Consider the following 18,831-nt stretch of genomic DNA (forward strand, 5'->3'; position numbering starts at 1 on the left):
CTGCCGCACAAGGGCAGGAGGTTGCGGGGGGTCGCCGCTTCGTAACAGTGGTGCGTGATGGAAACTGTTTGGCGGATACGGACGTTGTGAGGATGTCCGGGTCGGCAGGTGTGTTGATTCTGGGTTCGTCCTGCCCCACGGGCGGGTCTATTTCGGTCAAGGGGAATCGCCCGTGAAGTTGTTTGCGAAGTTGTTCGGCAAGAGCGCACGCCAGGATGGCGGCAGTGCCGCCAGGCACCGTGCTCAGCGCCCCGGTGGGGCGGAGGAGCAGGGTGGTGAGCGCCCGCTGTTCCGCGACGAGGTGGCCGGTTCCGGTGGTGACATTCCGGGCGCGTCGTCGGTTGACCCTGCCCGTGCCGGGCGCATAGGTTTCGGGGAACCGTCAACCTCAAGTACGGGTGGAGGGTTTGACTCCGATCCGTATGCCACCAGTGCGCACGCGGTGCCGCCGCGGCAGGAGGATCCGTCGATGTCGGGCATGCCTGTTTGTACGAGGTGCGGGCACACCAATGCCGCCGCCAGCCGATTCTGTTCCAACTGTGGCGCCCCGCTGCGTCCCGGTGTCGTTCCGGAGCGCGCTTCCGAGACGACCTCGACCATCTCGATCTCCGGCCTGGAGGCGTACGACGCCGAGGTGACCGGCCAGACGCAGCTGCCCTCGCTCTCTCCGGAGGCGCAGGCGGCCGTGGACGCACTCCCGCAGGGCTCGGCGCTCCTGGTGGTGCGCCGCGGGCCGAACTCGGGAAGCCGCTTCCTCCTGGACGGTGAGCTGACCACGGCGGGCCGGCACCCGCAGAGCGACATCTTCCTGGACGACGTGACCGTGTCGCGCCGCCACGTTGAGTTCCGGCGCGGTCCCGACGGGCGTTTCACCGTCTCCGACGTCGGCAGCCTCAACGGCACGTACGTGAACCGCGAAAGGATCGACTCCGTCGAGCTGGCCAACGGCGACGAGGTCCAGATCGGGAAGTACCGGCTGGTCTTCTACGCGAGCCAGCGCGCCCTCTAAGGCCGCCAGGGAAGGTTCATGCAGCAGACACCGACGGGCGGTGCCGGATCCGGCACCGCCACCGCGGGCGACCGGTTGATGAGTATCGGCGGGGTACTCAACCAGCTGCGCGAAGAATTTCCCGAAGTGACCATCTCGAAGATCCGCTTCCTTGAGTCCGAGGGGCTCGTAGAGCCTCGGCGTACGCCGTCGGGGTACCGGAAGTTCACCGCTGAGGACGTCGAGCGCCTCGCTCAGGTGCTGCGGATGCAGCGGGACCACTATCTGCCGCTCAGGGTCATCCGCGAGCACCTGGACGCCCTGGGGCGCGGTGAACAGCTTCCCGTGCCCGCTCCGGGGGGCTCCAGGGAGCTCCTCGACGGTTGGGGCGAGCCGGATGCGGACCGGCCGACTGCCGCCCGGGTCGGCCGCGCGGAGCTGATGGCGGCCGCCGAGGTGACCGAGGCCGAGCTGACCGAATGGGAGGCGTACGGCCTGGTCACGCCCGGCCCCGAGGGCGGTTTCGACGCCGAGTCGGTGAATGTGGCGCGCCTTGTGGCGGATCTGGGGCGATTTGGCCTGGAACCGCGTCATCTGCGGGCGATGAAAGCCGCCGCGGACCGCGAGGCCGGGCTGATCGAGCAGGTGGTGACGCCGCTGCGGTTGCACCGCAATCCGCAGACCAGGGCCCATGCGGAGGCCACCACCAAGGAGCTCGCGGCGCTCTCCGTACGGCTCCACGCGGCACTGGTACAGACCGCCCTGGGTGTCCGGCTTCACTGATCTTGTAGGTGCCCGACTACCCAAACCTGCCGAGCACGTCCTAGGGTTGCTGTGTGAACGAGCTCGACGTCGTGGGTGTCCGGGTGGAAATGCCCTCCAACCAACCGATCGTGCTCCTGCGTGAAGTGGGAGGCGATCGGTACCTCCCCATCTGGATCGGTCCAGGGGAGGCGACCGCGATTGCCTTCGCCCAGCAGGGGATGGCACCGGCGCGGCCGCTGACGCACGACCTTTTCAAGGACGTGCTGGAGGCCGTCGGCCAGGAGCTGACCGAAGTCCGCATCACGGACCTGCGCGAAGGCGTCTTCTACGCGGAGTTGGTCTTTGCCAGTGGCGTGGAGGTGAGCGCCCGGCCCTCCGATGCCATAGCGCTCGCGCTGCGCACCGGAACGCCGATCTACGGCAGTGACGGGGTCCTCGACGACGCGGGAATCGCCATCCCGGACGAGCAGGAGGACGAGGTGGAGAAGTTCCGCGAGTTCCTCGACCAGATCTCCCCCGAGGACTTCGGCACCAACAGCCAGTGAGCACCGGATACCGGTGAAGCGACGGCTGTGGGAGTGGCGCTGTGCATGGCGCTCACGCCCGAGCGGTTCGGGCGCATTCGAGCAGCCTTTCCCGGCAGAGAGACACGGGAAACCACTCTCAGGGTGATTATCACTCGGCGTGCCGAGTGTGGCGATCGTTGACGCACCCCGAGTGACTGCCTACCGTCGAGTGGGCAGGTCAAGGACGGAGGGTCGGCGTGAGAATCAGCGGCGACGGTACGGCAGGGGGCGCTCCCGGACGCAGTCCGGGGGAAGGCGGGCCGTACCCGCTTCACGGCAGTGCGGCCGACCCGAGTACCGACACGATCGGATACCGGGGGCCGACCGCGTGCGCGGCGGCGGGGATCACCTATCGGCAGCTCGACTACTGGGCGCGTACCGGTCTGGTCGAGCCCAGCGTGCGTCCGGCCTACGGATCGGGCACCCAGCGCCTCTACAGCTTCCGGGACGTCGTCGTCCTGAAGATCGTCAAGCGTTTCCTCGACACCGGTGTCGCGCTCCAGAACATCCGCACCACCGTGCAGCACCTGCGCGAGCGCGGTTTTCGCGATCTGGAGCAGATGACGCTGATGAGCGACGGGGCCACGGTGTACGAATGCTCGTCCCCGGACGAGGTCGTGGACCTGCTCCAGGGGGGCCAGGGGATCTTCGGGATCGCGGTGGGCGTGGTGTGGCGCGACGTCGAGGCGGCGCTGTCGCAGCTGCACGGCGAGCGCGTGGACACCGGCGAGACACTGGTCGGGCACAACCCGGCGGACGAGTTGGCCAGGCGCCGCAACCGCGCGGTCTGAGCGCCCGGCGGCCGCGCGGACGGCCGATTGTCAGTGGCGTACGGCAGCATCGATGGTGTGAGAGCCGCGCCGACCATCCTGCATCTGGACATGGATGCCTTCTTCGCCGCCGCAGAGCAGGCGGCGAAGCCCAGCCTGCGCGGAAAACCCGTGATCGTGGGCGGTCTGGGGCCGCGCGGCGTGGTGTCGACGGCTTCGTACGAGGCGAGACCGTTCGGGGTGCGCTCGGCGATGCCGATGGCGCAGGCCAGGCGGCTCTGTCCGAACGCGGCCTATCTGGTGCCGCGCTTCCAGCTGTACCGGACGGTCAGCGACCAGGTCATGGAGTTGCTCCGGCGGCTGTCACCTCTGGTTGAGCCGCTGAGCCTGGACGAGGCCTTCGTGGACCTGGAGGCCGGCGGGGTGGCCTTCGGTCCGGCCGAGGCGCTGGAGGCCGGTGAGCGGCTGCGCAGGGACATCAGAGCGGTCACCGGGCTCACCGGCTCGGTCGGCCTCGCCGGATCCAAGATGATGGCCAAGATCGCCTCCGAGCAGGCGAAGCCGGACGGCCTCGTGCTCATAGAGCCGGGCACCGAGCGCGAGCTGCTGCGCCCGATGCCGGTGCGCACCCTGCCGGGGGTGGGCCCGGCCACCGGTGAGCATCTGCGGCGGGCCGGGATGACGACGGTCGCGGACCTCGCCGAGGCGGGCGAGGACGAGCTCGTACGGCTGCTGGGGAAGTCGCACGGGGCGTCGCTGTTCCGGATGGCGGCGGGGGGCGACAACCGGCCGGTGGTGGCCGAACGGGACACCAAGTCGGTGTCGGTGGAGGACACCTTCGACGTGGACCTGCACGACCGGGTGCGGATCACCACCGAGGTCGGGCGCCTCGCGGACCGGTGTGTGCAGCGCCTGCGAGCGTCCGGACACTCGGGCCGGACCATCGTGCTCAAGGTCAGGCGCTACGACTTCTCGACGCTGACCCGCTCCGAGACGCTGAGGGGCCCCACGGACGACCCGTCGGTGGTCCGGGAGGCAGCCGGCCGGCTGCTGGACTCGGTGGACACCACGGGCGGCGTGCGACTGCTCGGGGTGGGCGTCAGCGGGCTCGCCGACTTCACGCAGGAGGATCTGTTCGCCCAGGCCGCCGGCGAGCGGGCCGCGGGAGAGCGGGCCGAGGAGGAGCCGACAGGTGAGGAGGCCGCGCCGCCCGCCGAGGAGGCGGAGAGCGCGGCGGACCCGGCGCAGCGGCGGTGGCTGGCCGGGCACGACGTGCGGCACGCGGAGTACGGGCCGGGCTGGGTGCAGGGCAGCGGCCTCGGCAGGGTGACCGTCCGGTTCGAGACCCCGCTGTCGACGCAACCGGGGCGGGTGCGGACCTTCATGGTGGACGACCCCGAGCTGGAGCCCTCCGAACCGCTGCCTCTGGTGGCACAAGGGACAGCGGAGGCGGCGGCGCAGCCGGAGGCAGGAGCGGGAGAGGCGGGGGGTGCGGGTCAGGATTCGCCGTTCGCGAGCCGGCCGAAGTCCCGGTCGGGCGGCGGCGGCCCGGGATCGGGGGCCGAGATGTCCAGACCGTAGTGGTGGTAGAGCTGGAGTTCCTGGTCGGGGGAGAGATGGCGGCCCACGCCGAAGTCGGGGGCGTCCTTGATCAGCGAGCGTTCATACGGGATGTGCAGCGCCTCGTCGATGAGGGTGCTGGGCTCCAGGGGTACGAAGGCGTCCCGGCTGAACAGCCCGGTGCGTACGGCGGCCCACTCGGGTGCGCCGGTCGCGTCATCGAGGTAGACCTCGTCCACCGTCCCGATCTTGTGTCCATCGCGGTCGTACGCTTTGCGGCCGATCAGGCTGCGCGGATCGATATCGGTCTGCACGGTCCCTCCAATTGGTCGCAACAGGGTCACAACTGGTCCATAACTACTACGAAAGTGCACATCGTGGGTGTCGGCCACTTGAGCAGGTGAACAAAGAATCGAGCCCGGAGCTCGCTGGTAGGCTGGCAAGCGGCCGCTGACCCCGTGCGGGAGAGTCGTCCGAAGTGCTCACTGGAGCTCATCGGCGGCGCCGAAGGAGCAAATCCTCCCCGGAATCTCTCAGGCCCACGGACCGCACGGACGAGGTCACTCTGGAAAGCAGGACGGGGGACGCAAGGGCAGTCGTGCCCAAGCGCCTCTTCCTCACCGACGGTGAAAACCGGTCGCCGCCATGCGCCCGGTGAAGCTCTCAGGTTGAGATGACAGAGGGGGAGGCCGTCCGGGTACCCGCGCCGTGGTGCCCCTCGCAGGTCGTGCGACCAGGAGGCCTCCGTAATGACCGCCAACCGCATTCCGCTCAGCCAGCTGGAGCGTGGCATCCCCTTCGAGCAGCGCCACATCGGGCCCGATGCCGGGGCCCAGGCGAAGATGCTCGCGCAGGTCGGCTACGGCTCGCTCGACGAGCTGACCGACGCCGCCGTGCCCGACGTGATCAAGAGCGCGGGTGCGCTGGGGCTGCCCGAGGCGCGGACCGAGGCCGAGGTGCTCGCCGAGCTGCGCCGGCTCGCGGACCGCAACCAGGTGCTCGCCCCGATGATCGGCCTCGGTTACTACGGCACGTTCACGCCGCCGGTGATCCTGCGCAACGTGATGGAGAACCCCGCCTGGTACACGGCGTACACGCCCTACCAGCCGGAGATCTCGCAGGGCCGCCTGGAGGCGCTGCTCAACTTCCAGACCATGGTCGCCGAGCTGACCGGCCTGCCCACCTCCGGCGCCTCGCTGCTCGACGAGGGCACCGCCGCCGCGGAAGCCCTGGCTCTCTCCCGCCGGGTCGGCAAGGTCAAGGGCGGGGTCTTCCTCATCGACGCCGACACCCTGCCGCAGACCGTCGCCGTGATCCAGACCCGCGCCGAGCCGACCGGCGTCGAGGTCGTCGTCGCCGACCTGAGCGACGGCATCCCGGCCGAGATCGCCGAGCGCGGCGTCTTCGGCGTACTGCTCCAGTACCCGGGCGCCTCCGGGCAGGTCCGCGACCTCAAGCCCGTCATCGATGCGGCCCACGAGCTCGGCGCGATCGTCACCGTCGCCGCCGACCTCCTCGCGCTCACCCTGCTCGCCTCGCCCGGCTCGCTCGGTGCGGACATCGCCGTCGGTACGACCCAGCGCTTCGGCGTCCCGATGGGCTTCGGCGGCCCGCACGCCGGGTTCATGGCCGTCCAGGAGAAGTTCGCCCGCTCCCTGCCCGGCCGCCTCGTCGGCGTCTCCGTCGACGCGGACGGCAACAAGGCCTACCGCCTGGCCCTGCAGACCCGCGAGCAGCACATCCGCCGCGAGAAGGCCACCAGCAACATCTGCACCGCCCAGGTGCTGCTCGCCGTGATGGCCGGGATGTACGCGGTCTACCACGGCCCGGACGGGCTGAGGCAGATCGCGCAGCGCACCCACCGGTACGCCGTGCTGCTCGCCGAGGGTCTCAAGGCCGCCGGCGTCGAGGTCGCCCACGGCGCGTACTTCGACACGCTGACCGTGCGCGTCCCCGGCAAGGCCGCCCAGGCCGTCGCCGCGGCGCGCGAGGGCGGGGTCAACCTGCACCTGGTCGACGCCGACACCGTCTCCATCGCCTGCGACGAGACCACCGCGCGGGACCAACTGGCAGCGGTCTGGGCCGCGTTCGGGGTCGACGCCGACATCGAGGCGCTGGACGCCGCGGCCGCCGACACGCTGCCCGCCGCCCTGCTGCGCACCGACGACTTCCTGACCCACCCGGTCTTCCACCAGCACCGCTCCGAGACCGCGATGCTGCGCTACCTGCGCAAGCTCGCCGACCGCGACTACGCGCTGGACCGCGGCATGATCCCGCTCGGCTCCTGCACCATGAAGCTGAACGCGACGACCGAGATGGAGCCGGTGACCTGGCCCGAGTTCGGCCAGATCCACCCCTTCGCGCCGGTCGAGCAGGCCGCCGGCTACCTCACGCTCATTCGTGAGCTGGAGGAGCGGCTCGCCGAGGTCACCGGGTACGACGCGGTGTCCATCCAGCCCAACGCCGGCTCCCAGGGCGAACTCGCGGGCCTCCTCGCGGTCCGCGCCTACCACCGCGCCAACGGCGACACCCAGCGCACCGTCTGCCTCATCCCGTCCTCCGCGCACGGCACCAACGCCGCGAGCGCCGTGATGGCCGGCATGAAGGTCGTCGTCGTCAAGACCGCCGACGACGGCGAGGTCGACGCCGACGACCTGCGCGCCAAGATCGAGCAGTACCGCGACGAGCTCTCGGTGCTGATGATCACCTACCCGTCCACGCACGGTGTCTTCGAGGAGCACGTCGCCGAGATCTGCGGTCTGGTCCACGAGGCCGGCGGTCAGGTGTACGTCGACGGCGCCAACCTCAACGCCCTGGTGGGGCTCGCCAAGCCCGGCAAGTTCGGCGGCGACGTCTCGCACCTCAACCTGCACAAGACCTTCTGCATCCCGCACGGCGGCGGCGGCCCCGGCGTCGGCCCGGTCGGTGTGCGCGCCCACCTCGCGCCGTACCTGCCGAACCACCCGCTTCAGCCCAGCGCCGGTCCCGCGACGGGCGTCGGCCCGATCTCGGCCGCGCCGTGGGGCTCGGCGGGCATCCTGCCGATCTCGTGGGCGTACGTACGTCTCATGGGCGGCGAGGGCCTCAAGCGTGCGACCCAGGTCGCCGTGCTCGCCGCGAACTACATCGCCAAGCGCCTGGAGCCGCACTACCCCGTGCTCTACACCGGCCCGAACGGGCTCGTCGCGCACGAGTGCATCGTTGACCTGCGCCCGCTGTCGAAGGCGACCGGCGTCAGCGTCGACGACATCGCCAAGCGTCTGATCGACTACGGCTTCCACGCGCCGACCATGTCGTTCCCGGTGGCCGGCACGCTGATGATCGAGCCCACCGAGTCCGAGGACCTCACCGAGATCGACCGGTTCTGCGACACCATGATCGCGATCCGCGGCGAGATCGAGAAGGTCGCCTCCGGCGCCTGGCCGGCCGACGACAACCCGCTCGCCAACGCCCCGCACACCGCGGCAGCGCTCGGCGGCGAGTGGAACCACGCCTACAGCCGCCAGGACGCCGTCTTCCCGGCCGGTGTGTCGGCCGCCGACAAGTACTGGCCGCCGGTCCGCCGCATCGACGGCGCCTTCGGCGACCGCAACCTGGTCTGCTCCTGCCCGCCGCTGGACGAGTACGACAACTGATCCGCACATGCGTAAGGGCCGGTTCGGGGTGGATTCCCCGGGCCGGCCCTTGTGTGTCCGTACGCGACGGGCCCGCGGGGGACCGGTGCGTACGAGAGCTGTCCGTACGAGACCGCGCTAGGCGGCCGTCGCCACCTGCTCCGCCGTGAGCGACCGGTGCGGGGCGATGATCTGCCCGTCCGGCAGCAGCTCACCGGTGTCCTCGAAGAGCAGGACGCCGTTGCACAGCAGGCTCCAGCCCTGCTCCGGATGGTGCGCCACGGGCTGCGCGGCTTCCCGGTCGGCGGAGAAGGCTGTGGGACAGGCTGGCTGGTGCTGGCACATGGATGCGTTCTTTCGCTGCGTCGTGGTGAGTGTGCTGCGGCTCGATGCGTTGTTCATGGCCGCCCCCCGTAGTCAAGTCGGTCGGTCCGATCCCAGTGTTGCCCCACGGGCGTCAATCCGCAGGGATTTCGCGGCAGCGCTTCCTACTGCTTAATGACGTATCACCCGTGCGGACGGTTCAGCTCAACTGGCCTGTCTTTTCGGGTGGTTCGCCGTGGCCCGCTCGGACTAGGCCGGATGGCGGAGGCAGCGCGTACGCAGCATAGACACCCCGGTGCCCCGCGGCCACACCGGTCGCGGGGCACTTTTTTCGTACGAGGTCAGACGGGCTGGCCGAGCAGCGGCGCGGGGGCCAGGCGCAGCGTCAGGACCGGCAGCAGTTCCGAGACTCGCAGCGGGCGGTGGGCGCAGATGCCGGGCGGCGCGGGCGCCAGCGGCACCAGGAGGTCGTGCGGCGCGGGGGTGCCCGAGGCGCCGTCGGCCGAGGTGTCGCCGTGCAGCCACAGTGTGAGCATGTACAGCTCAGGAACCGAGAGGAGCCGGGGCTGGAAGTGAGTGGTGAGCAGTTCGGCCTGGCGCAGGGCACGCGCGGTCGAGGTGATGTAGGGGCCCTCGAAGAAGTGCGAGAAGGCCCAGCCGTCCGGGGTGAGCCGGGTGTCCGCCGCGGCGACCGGGTGCTCGGGGTCGCTGATCAGGAAGCGCCAGCCGGCCAGTCGGACGCGCGGGGTCCGGCCGCCCGCGGTGATCCCGTCCAGCACGTGCAGCGGGAGCGGGAGTTCGGGGGTGAGCGGGCCGGGGGCGGCACGGAGGGCCGGTGTGCGGGCCTCGCGGACGGCGGTGGGGGAACCGAGTGCCGCGAGGACGCTGCGCAGGGCGGGCGCGGGAGCCGGGGGGACATGCAGCGGCATGGTGGGTCGCCTCTCAGTTCTGAGACACGGTGATGCGTGGGCAGTGCGGACGGCGCTGTCTGCGGTGCGGGGTCAGAGGGGGGCCGTCGAGCGATGGCCGGGGCGCCAACTCTCTGCCTCGTTTGCAGAGTTTATACGACACGTGTTCACACAGGGTTTCGTCTAGCCGTCGCCGATATTGCCGGCAAGTCGGTATCAGGCCTTCCTGCCGAGGTGATTCACCCGGGGAAACATCTTCCGCGGGGTCTCCACCTGGAAAGGTGTCCCTTCGGCGGTCGGCTGAATCCCATCGGTCTTTTTCACGATTCCCGGCAAGCCGGTAACTGCATGTTGCCGTATGCCCGCCGAATGTGCCGGAGGCGGTCTCCCGTGACGCTACTACGCCGCCTCCGGTCGCGCATGCGTTATGGATCAGTCAGCCTGGGCATTATCGACCAAGACGCGAGCGGCCGGTGTCGCTGGCTGCCCATTCGAGGAGGGACACTTCGATGGGGGAGAAGGTCGTGGCAGGCGGTTTCGACCTGTCCGATCGGCACCGGTACCGGGACAAGCTCCAGCAGTGCCTGGCGGGACTCGCCAGGCTGCTGGCGCAGAAGCGGTTCGACCGCCCCCGGAACCTGATGGGCCTGGAGATAGAACTGAATCTCGCGGGCCCCGACGGCATGCCGCGCATGATGAATGCCGAGGTGCTCGAGCGCATCGCGAGCAGGGATTTCCAGACCGAGCTCGGAATGTTCAACCTGGAAGTGAACATAGCCCCGCACCGGCTCGGCGGCCGGGTATTTGATCAGCTCGCCGAGGAGCTGCGCACGGGGCTCGGCTACGCCCATCGCAAGGCGGCCGAAGTCGACGCCGGGATCGTCATGATCGGAATTCTGCCGACCCTGGCCCAGGACGATCTCGTATCGGCGAACCTTTCCGACGTGGACCGCTACACGCTGCTCAACGATCAAATAGTGGCGGCCCGCGGTGAGGATTTCACCCTCGACATCCAAGGGGTGGAACGCCTGGTCTGCACATCGACGTCGATCACTCCCGAAGCTGCCTGCACCTCTGTGCAGTTGCACTTGCAGGTGACGCCGGGCAGGTTCGCGGCGGTGTGGAACGCGGCGCAGGCCATCGCGGCCGTGCAGATCGCCGTGGGCGCCAACGCGCCGTTCCTGTTCGGGCGTGAGCTGTGGCGCGAGTCGAGGCTGCCGCTGTTCGAGCAGGCCACCGACACCAGGACGGCCGAGCTGCGCACCCAGGGAGTGCGTCCGCGCACCTGGTTCGGGGAGCGCTGGGTGACGTCCGCGTACGAGCTCTTCGAGGAGAACCTGCGCTACTTCCCGCCGCTGCTGCCCATCTGCGACGAGGAGGACCCGCTGGGGGTCATCGCGGACGGCGGGGTGCCGCGCCTTCAGGAACTGGTGCTGCACAACGGCACCATCTACCGCTGGAACCGGCCGGTGTACGGGATCGCCGACGGGGTGCCGCACCTGCGGGTGGAGAACCGGGTGCTGCCGGCGGGCCCCACCGTCGCCGATGTCCTCGCCAACGCGGCCTTCTACTACGGTCTGGTACGCGCCCTGGCGGAGGACAGCCGGCCGGTGTGGAACCGGCTGCCGTTCGCCTCGGCGGCCTCGAACCTCGAATCCGCGTGTCGCCACGGCCTCGACGCGGAACTGCTGTGGCCGGTGTCGCGGCGCGGCAGCTCGGTCGCCCCAGTGCCCGCGGTCAGGCTCGTGCGGGAGGAGTTGCTGCCGCTCGCCGCGGCCGGGCTCGACGCGTGGGGCATCGAGCCGGCCGACCGGGATCACTACCTCGGCATCATCGAGCAGCGGTGCCGGCGTCGCGTCAACGGGGCGTCCTGGCAGGTCGACACCTACCACCGGGCGCGGAACGCGGGCCTGGGCGGGGAGGCCGCGCTGGCGGCCACCACGCGCCGCTACATCGAGCTGATGCAGACGGGCGAGCCCGTGCACACCTGGCCCACCGGCTTTCCCGGCCGGGGCCACTGAGCGTTCCGCGGGAAGCGGCGTTCGCGGACTTCGGGCCAGGCGGGCCCATGGTGGCGGAGCCGCACGAGGTCGCATGCCGCTCAAGGCGCGGATAGCGCCCAGGCCCCCAGACCGCTCAGGCGGCGCGGGGCCACGTGCACGGCAGCCCGCTATCCGTGGTGCTGGGCCTGGCCCAGTGCCACGATGGCTTCGAGGATCACGGCCTGGATGTCGGCGGGGTCGTTCACCTGGTACCCGGCGCCGCCGGTCGCCTTCGCGATCTGCCGTACCTCGTCCTTGTCCGCGTCGGGGCCGACCGCGATCGCGATCAGCGGCACCGGTTTCGCCGGGTCGGTGAGCTTCTGCAACCGTGCGATGAGGTCGGCGCGCGAGATGCTGCCGGGGTCCTCGTTGGCGCCGTCCGTGAGCAGCACCACCGCGTTGAACTTGCCGCTCGCGTACGAGGCGGTCGCCTCCTGGTAGGCGGCCAGCGTCGTGTCGAACAGGCCGGTCGCACCGCCCCGTACCGGTTGCAGCGCGGCGAACGCGTCCGTGAGTCTGTCGCGCTGGGTGCGGCCGCCCGCCACCGGGTCGCCGAGGCGGGCGGTCGGCACCAGTCTGCGGTAGTCGCGGGAGCCGTCGAGATGGGTGGCGAAGTCCCACAGACCGATCTCGTCCTGAGGCGTGAACTGCGAAAGGGCTTGCAGCAGCGAGGACTTGGTGACGTCCATCCGGGACTTGCCGCCCGAGCCCGGCACGAGGTCCGCCATCGATCCCGAGGCGTCCACCACCGTCATCAGCCGGGCGCTCTGCACCGTGATCGTCCACATGCCGAGGGTCTCCTGGAGCTCCGGCGCCGTGGGCGGCTCGGCGGTGGAGCTCGCGTACGGCTGGGGGGCGCTGCCCCCGGCGGCCGACACGACTTGACCGTTGGCAGGCCCGCCGGGGGCACGGAAGCCCTGCGCGGCGAGGACGCCGACGGACTCGGGGTCGCCGAGGAGGGTGAGGAAGCGCATCGCCGCCCGGCTCTCGTTGGTGCTCATGCCCGCCTCGCGGACCATCGTGTACGGATAGTCGAGCTGCGGCGAGCCGTCCTTCGGGTAGAAGAGCCGCAGCCGCCGGCCCGGCCCGCGCGTGGCGTTGTACGCGAAGGCCGCCTGCTCGGACAGGACCACGGCCTGGTTGCGGCGCGGATCGCCCGTCTCGGCGGCGGAGTTGTCCCGCGCCAGCGTGTCCACCACTTGGCCGTCGCTCGCCGAGACCCGCTGCGAGAGCAGCTTGGCCACGGCGGCGGCCTGCGTGCCGCCGTCGGCCCCCCGGCTCGCCGCCGACTTGCCGATGCAGCTCAGGGCGAGCAGCGCCGAGGCGCTGCGGGCGGGATCGGCCGAACCGAGGCGCATCTTGTCGCTCCGGGCCGCGGCTGCCGTGGTCAACTCGGCCCAGCTGTAGGTCTTTTGGGGCCAGCCGAGCGAGGCGGCGGCCGCGGGCACCGTCGCGAGCGTGATGGGCGAGGTGGCCACGTGCCCCGCGGTGACGACGGTGGCCGACTCCCCGGTGTCCTTCGTCCGGTCCACCCACATTGACGCGTCGGGGATCCAGACCGAGAAGTCGGGTTTGGCGCGCGAACCGAACGAAGCGGCGACCTCGTACGAGGTGCGGGCGGTCACCCGGACGTCCATGCAGGAGCCGTCCGAGGTGATCTTCTCGTTGCGGGCCCGGTCGGCGACGGCCTTGACGGCGGGCGCCACATCGGGGGAGGCGACCAGATTCAGCCGCACGGCGGAGGCCGCACAGCGGTTGAAGGACAGCAGTCCGCTCTGTACGGCGACGGCCGTACCTCCGGCGACGGCCAGGACGAGGGCGGTGGCGAGAGCGATGGTGCGACGCCGAGCGGACGCCCGGCCCTCCCCGGTGCCTGCGGTCGCGCCGCCGTCGGGCAAGCTGTGACGTCCCATGGCGATGGTGCCCCTCCTTGATCCTGAACAAGGAAAGGGGACCCGCACCATCGCGATGGCGCTCGTCCCCCGGCCTGTCGCGCGCGATCTTCGCAACTTCTTTCGAGACCCTAGCGGGGCGGCGTCGGGCTTGGAGCGGGATTCGTCAAGTGGAGGCAGGTGTGCAGGTGGAGGCGGAGCGGGTGGCTGATTCTCTTCCCGACGGGGGGATTTCGCCGCGGATCTTGCGGTCCGAAACGGTGCTCGTACTGGCGCTCTCGCTGGGGGCGAGTGGGTTTTCGGCGCTGATCAGCTTTGTCGGGTCGCTCACGAAGCCGGGCGGCCTCAAGCATCAGGCGGCGAACCTCAACACCTCCTACGCTCCCGGGCGGCCGTGGCTCGATCTCGCCTGGCAGCTGTTCGGCATCGCGACGGCGCTGGTGCCGGTGGCCCTCGTGGCGCACCTGCTCCTGCGCGAGGGCGCGGGCGGACTGAAGGTGATCGGCTTCGACCGGACGCGGCCCTGGCCCGACCTCGGCCGGGGCGCCCTGATCGCGGCAGGCATCGGGAGCGCGGGGCTCGCGTTCTACCTGGCGGCGCGTGCGGCGGGCGGCAATCTGACCGTCGTCCCCGAGTCGCTGCCCGACGTGTGGTGGAAGTACCCGGTGCTGATCCTCTCGGCGCTCCAGAACGCCGTCCTCGAAGAAGTGATCGTCGTCGGCTATCTGCTGCGCAGGCTCGGGCAGTTGGGGTGGACGCCGATGGGCGCGCTGGTGGCGAGCGCGGTGCTGCGCGGCTCGTACCACCTCTACCAGGGCGTCGGCGGCTTCATCGGGAACATGGTGATGGGCGTGGTCTTCGTCCTGCTCTACCGGCGCTGGCAGCGGGTCGGACCGCTGGTGGTGGCGCATGCGCTCCTCGACATCGGAGCGTTCGTGGGGTACGCGCTGCTGGCGGGGAACGTGAGCTGGCTGCCGACGATGTGAGCAGGAGTGGGAACGGTAAGGGGCGTACGGCTATTGCGTACGCCCCTTACCGCGTTCCCGCGTACCTCTATGGCGCGGTCAGGAGCTCGCCGTCAATGACCGTGACGGCGCGGCCGGTGAGCAGGGTGCGCTCGCCGCGCAGCGCCGTACGCACGAGGCCGGAGCGGGCCGAGGCCTGGAGGCCGGTCAGTTCGGCGCGGCCCAGGCGCGCCGACCAGAACGGGGCGAGGGCGGTGTGGGCGCTGCCCGTCACCGGGTCCTCGTCGATGCCTACGTTGGGGAAGAAGCAGCGCGAGACGTAGTCGTAGCCGGCGGCGGGATCCGCGGCCGCAGCCGTTGCGATGATGCCGCGCCGGGAGTGCCGACCCAGCGCGCGGGCGTCGGGGGCGAGGGCGCGTACAGCCTGCTCGTCGGAGAGTTCCACGAGGAGGTCGCCGATGTCGGCCGAGGTGTCGTGGACCGAGACGACGTCCGCGCCCAGCGCTTCGCCGAGGCCGTCCGGGACGGCCTCCTCCCTCAGCGTCGAGGTGGGGAAGTCCAGGGTGATCGTGCCGTCCTCGCCGGCGGTAGCCGTGAGGATGCCGCAGCGCGCGGCGAACCGCACCGTCCCGGTCGCGCCTTTGGTGGCGTGCAGCACGTGGGCGGTGGCCAAGGTGGCGTGGCCGCACATGTCGACCTCGGTGGCCGGGGTGAACCAGCGCAGCGCCCAGTCGGCGTCGCTGCCCGGGGGCAGCGGGTGCGCGAAGGCGGTCTCGGCGTGGTTGACCTCGCGAGCCACGTCCTGGAGCCAGTCGTCGTGGGGGAAGGCGTCGAGCAGGAGGACGCCGGCCGGGTTGCCGGCGAAGGGGCGGTCGGTGAAGGCGTCGACGATTCGGATGCGCATGGCGGCACCGTACGGGACGGGAAAACCCGCAGGACAAGGCCAATTCGAGATGTCTGGACCGATTCCGGGGAGGGTTCCGCTCCGGAACGGGGTTGCCAAGCCAAAGTCACCGATATATCGTTGACGCATCGCGACAGATCAACGATGGAAGGAAGCGAACTATGCGTTCCCATGGACACGGACAGCAAGGACCCGGCCATCGCGGTCGGGGTGACTTCGAGGGGCGGCGTGCTGCCTTCGGGCCCTTCGGTCCCGGCGGCGGGGGCCCCTGGGGCGGTGGACCGTTCGGTCCCGGCCGTGGTGGCCGGGGCGGTCCGCGGGGCAGGGCGCGGCGCGGCGATGTACGTGCGTCGATACTGGCCCTCCTGAAGGACCGGCCGATGCACGGCTACGAGATGATCCAGGAGATCGGCGAGCGCAGCGGCGGGGCCTGGAAGCCCAGCCCCGGCTCGGTCTACCCCACCCTCCAACTCCTGGAGGACGAGGGTCTGATCACCAGCGCCAGCGAGGGCGGCAAGAAGCTGTTCACGCTCACGGACGCCGGGCGGCAGGAGTCCGACTCGGGGGCCGACGCCCCCTGGGAGGACGCCGGACGCGGGGTCGACTGGGAGGCCATGCACGAGATCCGGCAGGCCGGTTTCGGTCTGATGGAGGCGTTCGGCCAGGTCTGGAAGACCGGCTCGGCCGGGCAGCGTGACAAGGCGCTCGCCGTCATCAACGACGCCCGTAAGAAGCTCTATCTGATCCTCGCCGACGAGGACTGAACCCCGGGCACACACAAGCCCCGCGGCCGCTGGAAACCAGCCGCCGCGGGGCTTTCGCCCGCTCGGAGTCTGTGCCGGTCCGCCTTTTCAGGCGCAGAGTCCCCCGAGTTTGCGCAGCGACTCATTGAGCGCGGCTGTCGCCGAGTCCTTCAGCTTGCCCGCCATGAGCGAGACCGCGGCCCCCGTGAACTCGCCCTCGATGCGGACCGTGGTGGCCGCGCCGTCGGGGATGACCGTGTACCGGTTGGCGACGTTCACGCCCATCGGGCCCTTGCCCTTGACGGCGAACACCCGGCCGGCCTCGAACTCGTCCACGGTCCACGCCACTTCGGCGGGAAAGCCCATCAGCTTCATGTTCTCGGCGTACGTCGCTCCCAGTTCGAGCTTCTCGGGGCCGCCCGCGGGGAAGCTGGTGTGCGTGGCGTTCCACTCACCGTACGAGGAGAAGTCGGTGAGCCGTGCCCAGACCTTCTCGGCCGGAGCCTCGATACGTGCCTCCGCGCTGACCTCGGCCATGCGACCACTCCTTCGTGGGACGGTGACGGGGACCTGTCGCGGAACGTAGCGGGGTGTCGGTGAACATTCAATACTGATGAACCGTCAGATATCTGAACTCCCGGACTCCGGCGCCCAGTCAGATCCGCTGGGGCTCCAGCGCCCAGATCGCGGCGGAGTCGAACAGGTCCGAGGCGCGCGGCCGGTCCGACTCGTCGTGGCAGTGGAACGCGGCCCAGAACAGATCGCCCGGCAGCGCGTCGCGCGGGGCGTACACCCGGTACACGTACTGCATGCCGTCCTGGGCCAGGAGGGCGATCATCCAGCACATCGACGCTCCCTCGGCGGGCGGTGGGGACGGCTGTGTCACGGGAGGAGGACGAGCCGGGGTGGTGGCGCGGTTGCGCCGGCGGCGCGACGCAGGGCGGCACGCGCCGTCGGGTTGCCCTGTCAGGGGAGATTTCCGAGATCTCATCCGTAAGGAGGAGAACCCGGTCATCCGTACCCACCTTCTGCTGGAGAACGAATGCTCCCTCACGGGGATGTTCCGGAACGTGACAGCTGATGGAGTTGAGGGGTGCACAGTCCTATCCAGGGGACCTCTCGCCAGGACCCGTCAGCCGCGGAGCCCGACGCCGCGCTCACCGCTGAGCTCGCCCCGGTGGTCGCGGGCGCTCGCAGGCGTGCCCTGCGCGACGGCGACCGCCAGGTGGACACGGCGCATCTGCTGCACTCGCTGATGGAGAGCGACCCCGAGGTCCGCGCCGCCTTCGAGAGCGGGCCGCGGGTGGCGCGCGTGCTCGGCTATCTGGTGCAGCGCAGCATCGGGTACGGGCTGCGCTGGCAGGGTTCGGTCGAGGACTCGGGTGCCGTGCCGCTGCTGGGCCGGCCCGGCTGGTCGCCGGGTGCGCTGTCCGCCATCGAGTTCGCGCGGCGCCGCGCCTTCGCGCTGCGCGGCCAACAGGTCACCGGGCGGGATCTGCTGGCCGCGCTCGCCGCCGATCCGCGGTGCCGTGCCGTCGAGGTGCTCCGGCACGCCGGGGTGGATCCGGCGGCCCTGAGCGACCGTCTGAACGAGCCGTCCCCGCAGCGCTGAGGGGCCTTGCGGCGAGGTTCTTCGAGGCCGCGAGCCGTACAGCGTCTCGACAGGTGTCATGCGGATGACGCTCCTGACCCGGCCTGTCATCATGTGCCGATGCACGCGTCTCAGGGGAGAAGCGTCGGCCTGGGACTCGCCCTGGCGTCGGCCTTCGCATTCGGTGGTTCAGGTGTGGCGGCCAAGCCGCTCATCGAGGCGGGGCTCGACCCGCTGCACGTGGTGTGGCTGCGGGTGACCGGGGCCGCGCTCGTCATGCTCCCGGTGGCCTGGCGCCACCGCCGCCTGGTGCTGCGCAAACCCGCGCTGCTCGCCGGGTTCGGACTGCTGGCCGTCGCGGGCGTCCAGGCCTGCTACTTCGCGTCCATCTCGCGGATACCCGTCGGCGTCGCCCTGCTCGTCGAATATCTCGCACCCGCGCTCGTCCTGGGGTGGGTGCGCTTCGTCCAGCGCAGGCCGGTGACCCGTGCCGCCGCGGCCGGAGTGGTCCTCGCCGTCGCCGGTCTCGCCTGCGTCGTGGAGGTCTGGTCCGGGCTGAGCTTCGACGCGGTCGGACTGCTGCTCGCGCTCGGCGCCGCCTGCTGCCAGGTCGGCTACTTCGTGCTGTCCGACCACGGCGGCCAGGGCACACAAGCGGCCGACCCGCTCGGCGTGATCGCGTACGGACTGCTGATCGGCGCGCTCGTCCTGACCGGGGTGGCCCGGCCCTGGGACATGAAGTGGTCGGTGCTCGGCGGCAGCGCCGACATGAACGGCGCGCACGTGCCCGCGGTGCTGCTGCTGTGCTGGATCGTGCTGATCGCGACCGTCATCGCGTACGTCACCGGGGTCATCTCCGTGCGCAGACTCTCCCCACAGGTCGCCGGAGTGGTCGCCTGTCTGGAGGCGGTGATCGCGACCGTCTTCGCCTGGGTGCTGCTCGGCGAGCACCTGTCGGCGCCGCAGATCCTGGGCGGCGCGGTGGTTCTGACCGGCGCGTTCATCGCCCAGTCGGCGGCGCCCAAGGCCGCTTCGGGGCCGGTCGCCTCGGGCGGGCCGGCGGCCGCCGAAGGGGAGTTGTCGGCCGGCCGCACCGCCGCATAGGGTGCCGGACATGCACAAGACCGTCCTGCCGCCTCCCGCCGCGTAACGCGGGCGGCCGCACTCCAGACGAAGACCCCGGCTCGGGCAGTCCCCGA

The 18,831-nt window shown here is 70.6% G+C and carries 18 protein-coding genes and 1 riboswitch; of the genes, 11 read left to right on the forward strand and 7 right to left on the reverse strand.

The window, feature by feature from the left end; genetic code table 11:
• Nucleotides 1–64 precede the first annotated feature (64 nt).
• The 5 genes from OG522_RS41290 to OG522_RS31070 all read left to right on the forward strand — a co-directional run bounded on the left by OG522_RS41290 (nt 65) and on the right by OG522_RS31070 (nt 4,670).
• Nucleotides 65–1,009 (forward strand): FHA domain-containing protein, encoded by a 945-nt coding sequence (locus OG522_RS41290; RefSeq protein ID WP_382798982.1) that lies wholly within the window; start codon nt 65–67, stop codon nt 1,007–1,009.
• Between the two features lie 18 nt (nt 1,010–1,027).
• Nucleotides 1,028–1,771 carry a transcriptional regulator FtsR gene (ftsR, locus tag OG522_RS31055; protein ID WP_329466346.1) on the forward strand — a complete coding sequence of 248 codons (744 nt, stop codon included), beginning with the start codon at nt 1,028–1,030 and terminating at the stop codon, nt 1,769–1,771.
• A gap of 53 nt (nt 1,772–1,824) precedes the next feature.
• The gene (locus OG522_RS31060; protein WP_006123076.1) at nt 1,825–2,298 is read left to right on the forward strand and encodes a bifunctional nuclease family protein; all 474 of its coding nucleotides are present in this window, start codon (nt 1,825–1,827) and stop codon (nt 2,296–2,298) included.
• Nucleotides 2,299–2,516: 218 nt separating this feature from the next.
• Nucleotides 2,517–3,110 (forward strand): MerR family transcriptional regulator, encoded by a 594-nt coding sequence (locus OG522_RS31065; protein ID WP_329466347.1) that lies wholly within the window; start codon nt 2,517–2,519, stop codon nt 3,108–3,110.
• A gap of 57 nt (nt 3,111–3,167) precedes the next feature.
• The gene (locus OG522_RS31070; RefSeq protein ID WP_329466348.1) at nt 3,168–4,670 is read left to right on the forward strand and encodes a DNA polymerase IV; all 1,503 of its coding nucleotides are present in this window, start codon (nt 3,168–3,170) and stop codon (nt 4,668–4,670) included.
• Here OG522_RS31070 and OG522_RS31075 read toward each other — a convergent pair.
• Entirely contained in the window at nt 4,586–4,963 is a 378-nt protein-coding gene (locus OG522_RS31075; protein WP_329466349.1) for a PRC-barrel domain-containing protein, read from the reverse strand. The two genes, OG522_RS31070 and OG522_RS31075, sit on opposite strands and share 85 nt — an antisense overlap.
• A 137-nt stretch (nt 4,964–5,100) precedes the next feature.
• Nucleotides 5,101–5,208, forward strand: a riboswitch (glycine riboswitch).
• Nucleotides 5,209–5,398: 190 nt separating this feature from the next.
• Between OG522_RS31075 and gcvP the strand changes: the two genes are divergently transcribed.
• Nucleotides 5,399–8,284, forward strand: a complete 2,886-nt coding sequence (gcvP, locus tag OG522_RS31080; RefSeq protein ID WP_329466350.1) for an aminomethyl-transferring glycine dehydrogenase — start codon at nt 5,399–5,401, stop codon at nt 8,282–8,284.
• A 117-nt stretch (nt 8,285–8,401) separates the two neighbouring features.
• Here the strand turns inward: gcvP and OG522_RS31085 are convergent, their stop codons facing one another.
• On the reverse strand, nt 8,402–8,608 hold the full coding sequence (locus tag OG522_RS31085; RefSeq protein WP_329467807.1) for a DUF5999 family protein: 207 nt from the start codon (nt 8,606–8,608) through the stop codon (nt 8,402–8,404).
• A gap of 320 nt (nt 8,609–8,928) precedes the next feature.
• Entirely contained in the window at nt 8,929–9,516 is a 588-nt protein-coding gene (locus OG522_RS31090; RefSeq protein WP_329466351.1) for a hypothetical protein, read from the reverse strand.
• A gap of 488 nt (nt 9,517–10,004) precedes the next feature.
• Between OG522_RS31090 and OG522_RS31095 the strand changes: the two genes are divergently transcribed.
• Complete coding sequence (locus OG522_RS31095) at nt 10,005–11,516, forward strand: glutamate--cysteine ligase (protein ID WP_329466352.1); 1,512 nt, start codon at nt 10,005–10,007, stop codon at nt 11,514–11,516.
• 149 nt (nt 11,517–11,665) lie between these two features.
• Here the strand turns inward: OG522_RS31095 and OG522_RS31100 are convergent, their stop codons facing one another.
• Nucleotides 11,666–13,450 (reverse strand): substrate-binding domain-containing protein, encoded by a 1,785-nt coding sequence (locus OG522_RS31100; protein WP_329466353.1) that lies wholly within the window; start codon nt 13,448–13,450, stop codon nt 11,666–11,668.
• 182 nt (nt 13,451–13,632) lie between these two features.
• Between OG522_RS31100 and OG522_RS31105 the strand changes: the two genes are divergently transcribed.
• A complete protein-coding gene (locus OG522_RS31105; protein ID WP_329466354.1) occupies nt 13,633–14,415 on the forward strand; it encodes a CPBP family intramembrane glutamic endopeptidase in 783 nt (260 codons plus the stop codon).
• Nucleotides 14,416–14,482: 67 nt separating this feature from the next.
• Here the strand turns inward: OG522_RS31105 and OG522_RS31110 are convergent, their stop codons facing one another.
• Nucleotides 14,483–15,298 carry a PhzF family phenazine biosynthesis protein gene (locus tag OG522_RS31110; protein ID WP_329466355.1) on the reverse strand — a complete coding sequence of 272 codons (816 nt, stop codon included), beginning with the start codon at nt 15,296–15,298 and terminating at the stop codon, nt 14,483–14,485.
• A 161-nt stretch (nt 15,299–15,459) separates the two neighbouring features.
• Here OG522_RS31110 and OG522_RS31115 point away from each other — a divergent pair, with 161 nt between their 5' ends.
• Nucleotides 15,460–16,062: a PadR family transcriptional regulator gene (locus tag OG522_RS31115; RefSeq protein WP_329466356.1), complete on the forward strand. Its 603-nt coding sequence runs from the start codon at nt 15,460–15,462 to the stop codon at nt 16,060–16,062.
• 87 nt (nt 16,063–16,149) lie between these two features.
• On the opposite strand, the gene OG522_RS31120 is transcribed toward OG522_RS31115, so the two are convergent.
• Nucleotides 16,150–16,578: a type II toxin-antitoxin system Rv0910 family toxin gene (locus OG522_RS31120; RefSeq protein ID WP_329466357.1), complete on the reverse strand. Its 429-nt coding sequence runs from the start codon at nt 16,576–16,578 to the stop codon at nt 16,150–16,152.
• Between the two features lie 118 nt (nt 16,579–16,696).
• Nucleotides 16,697–16,888: a hypothetical protein gene (locus OG522_RS31125; protein ID WP_329467808.1), complete on the reverse strand. Its 192-nt coding sequence runs from the start codon at nt 16,886–16,888 to the stop codon at nt 16,697–16,699.
• 246 nt (nt 16,889–17,134) lie between these two features.
• On the opposite strand from OG522_RS31125, the gene OG522_RS31130 reads away from it, so the two are divergent.
• Both OG522_RS31130 and OG522_RS31135 read left to right on the forward strand, forming a co-directional pair.
• Complete coding sequence (locus OG522_RS31130; RefSeq protein WP_329466358.1) at nt 17,135–17,653, forward strand: Clp protease N-terminal domain-containing protein; 519 nt, start codon at nt 17,135–17,137, stop codon at nt 17,651–17,653.
• Nucleotides 17,654–17,752: 99 nt separating this feature from the next.
• Nucleotides 17,753–18,736, forward strand: coding sequence for an EamA family transporter (locus tag OG522_RS31135; protein ID WP_329466359.1), 984 nt, complete (start codon nt 17,753–17,755; stop codon nt 18,734–18,736).
• The last annotated feature ends 95 nt before the right edge of the window (nt 18,737–18,831 follow it).

This window comes from Streptomyces sp. NBC_01431 (assembly GCF_036231355.1).
GTDB lineage: Bacteria > Actinomycetota > Actinomycetes > Streptomycetales > Streptomycetaceae > Streptomyces.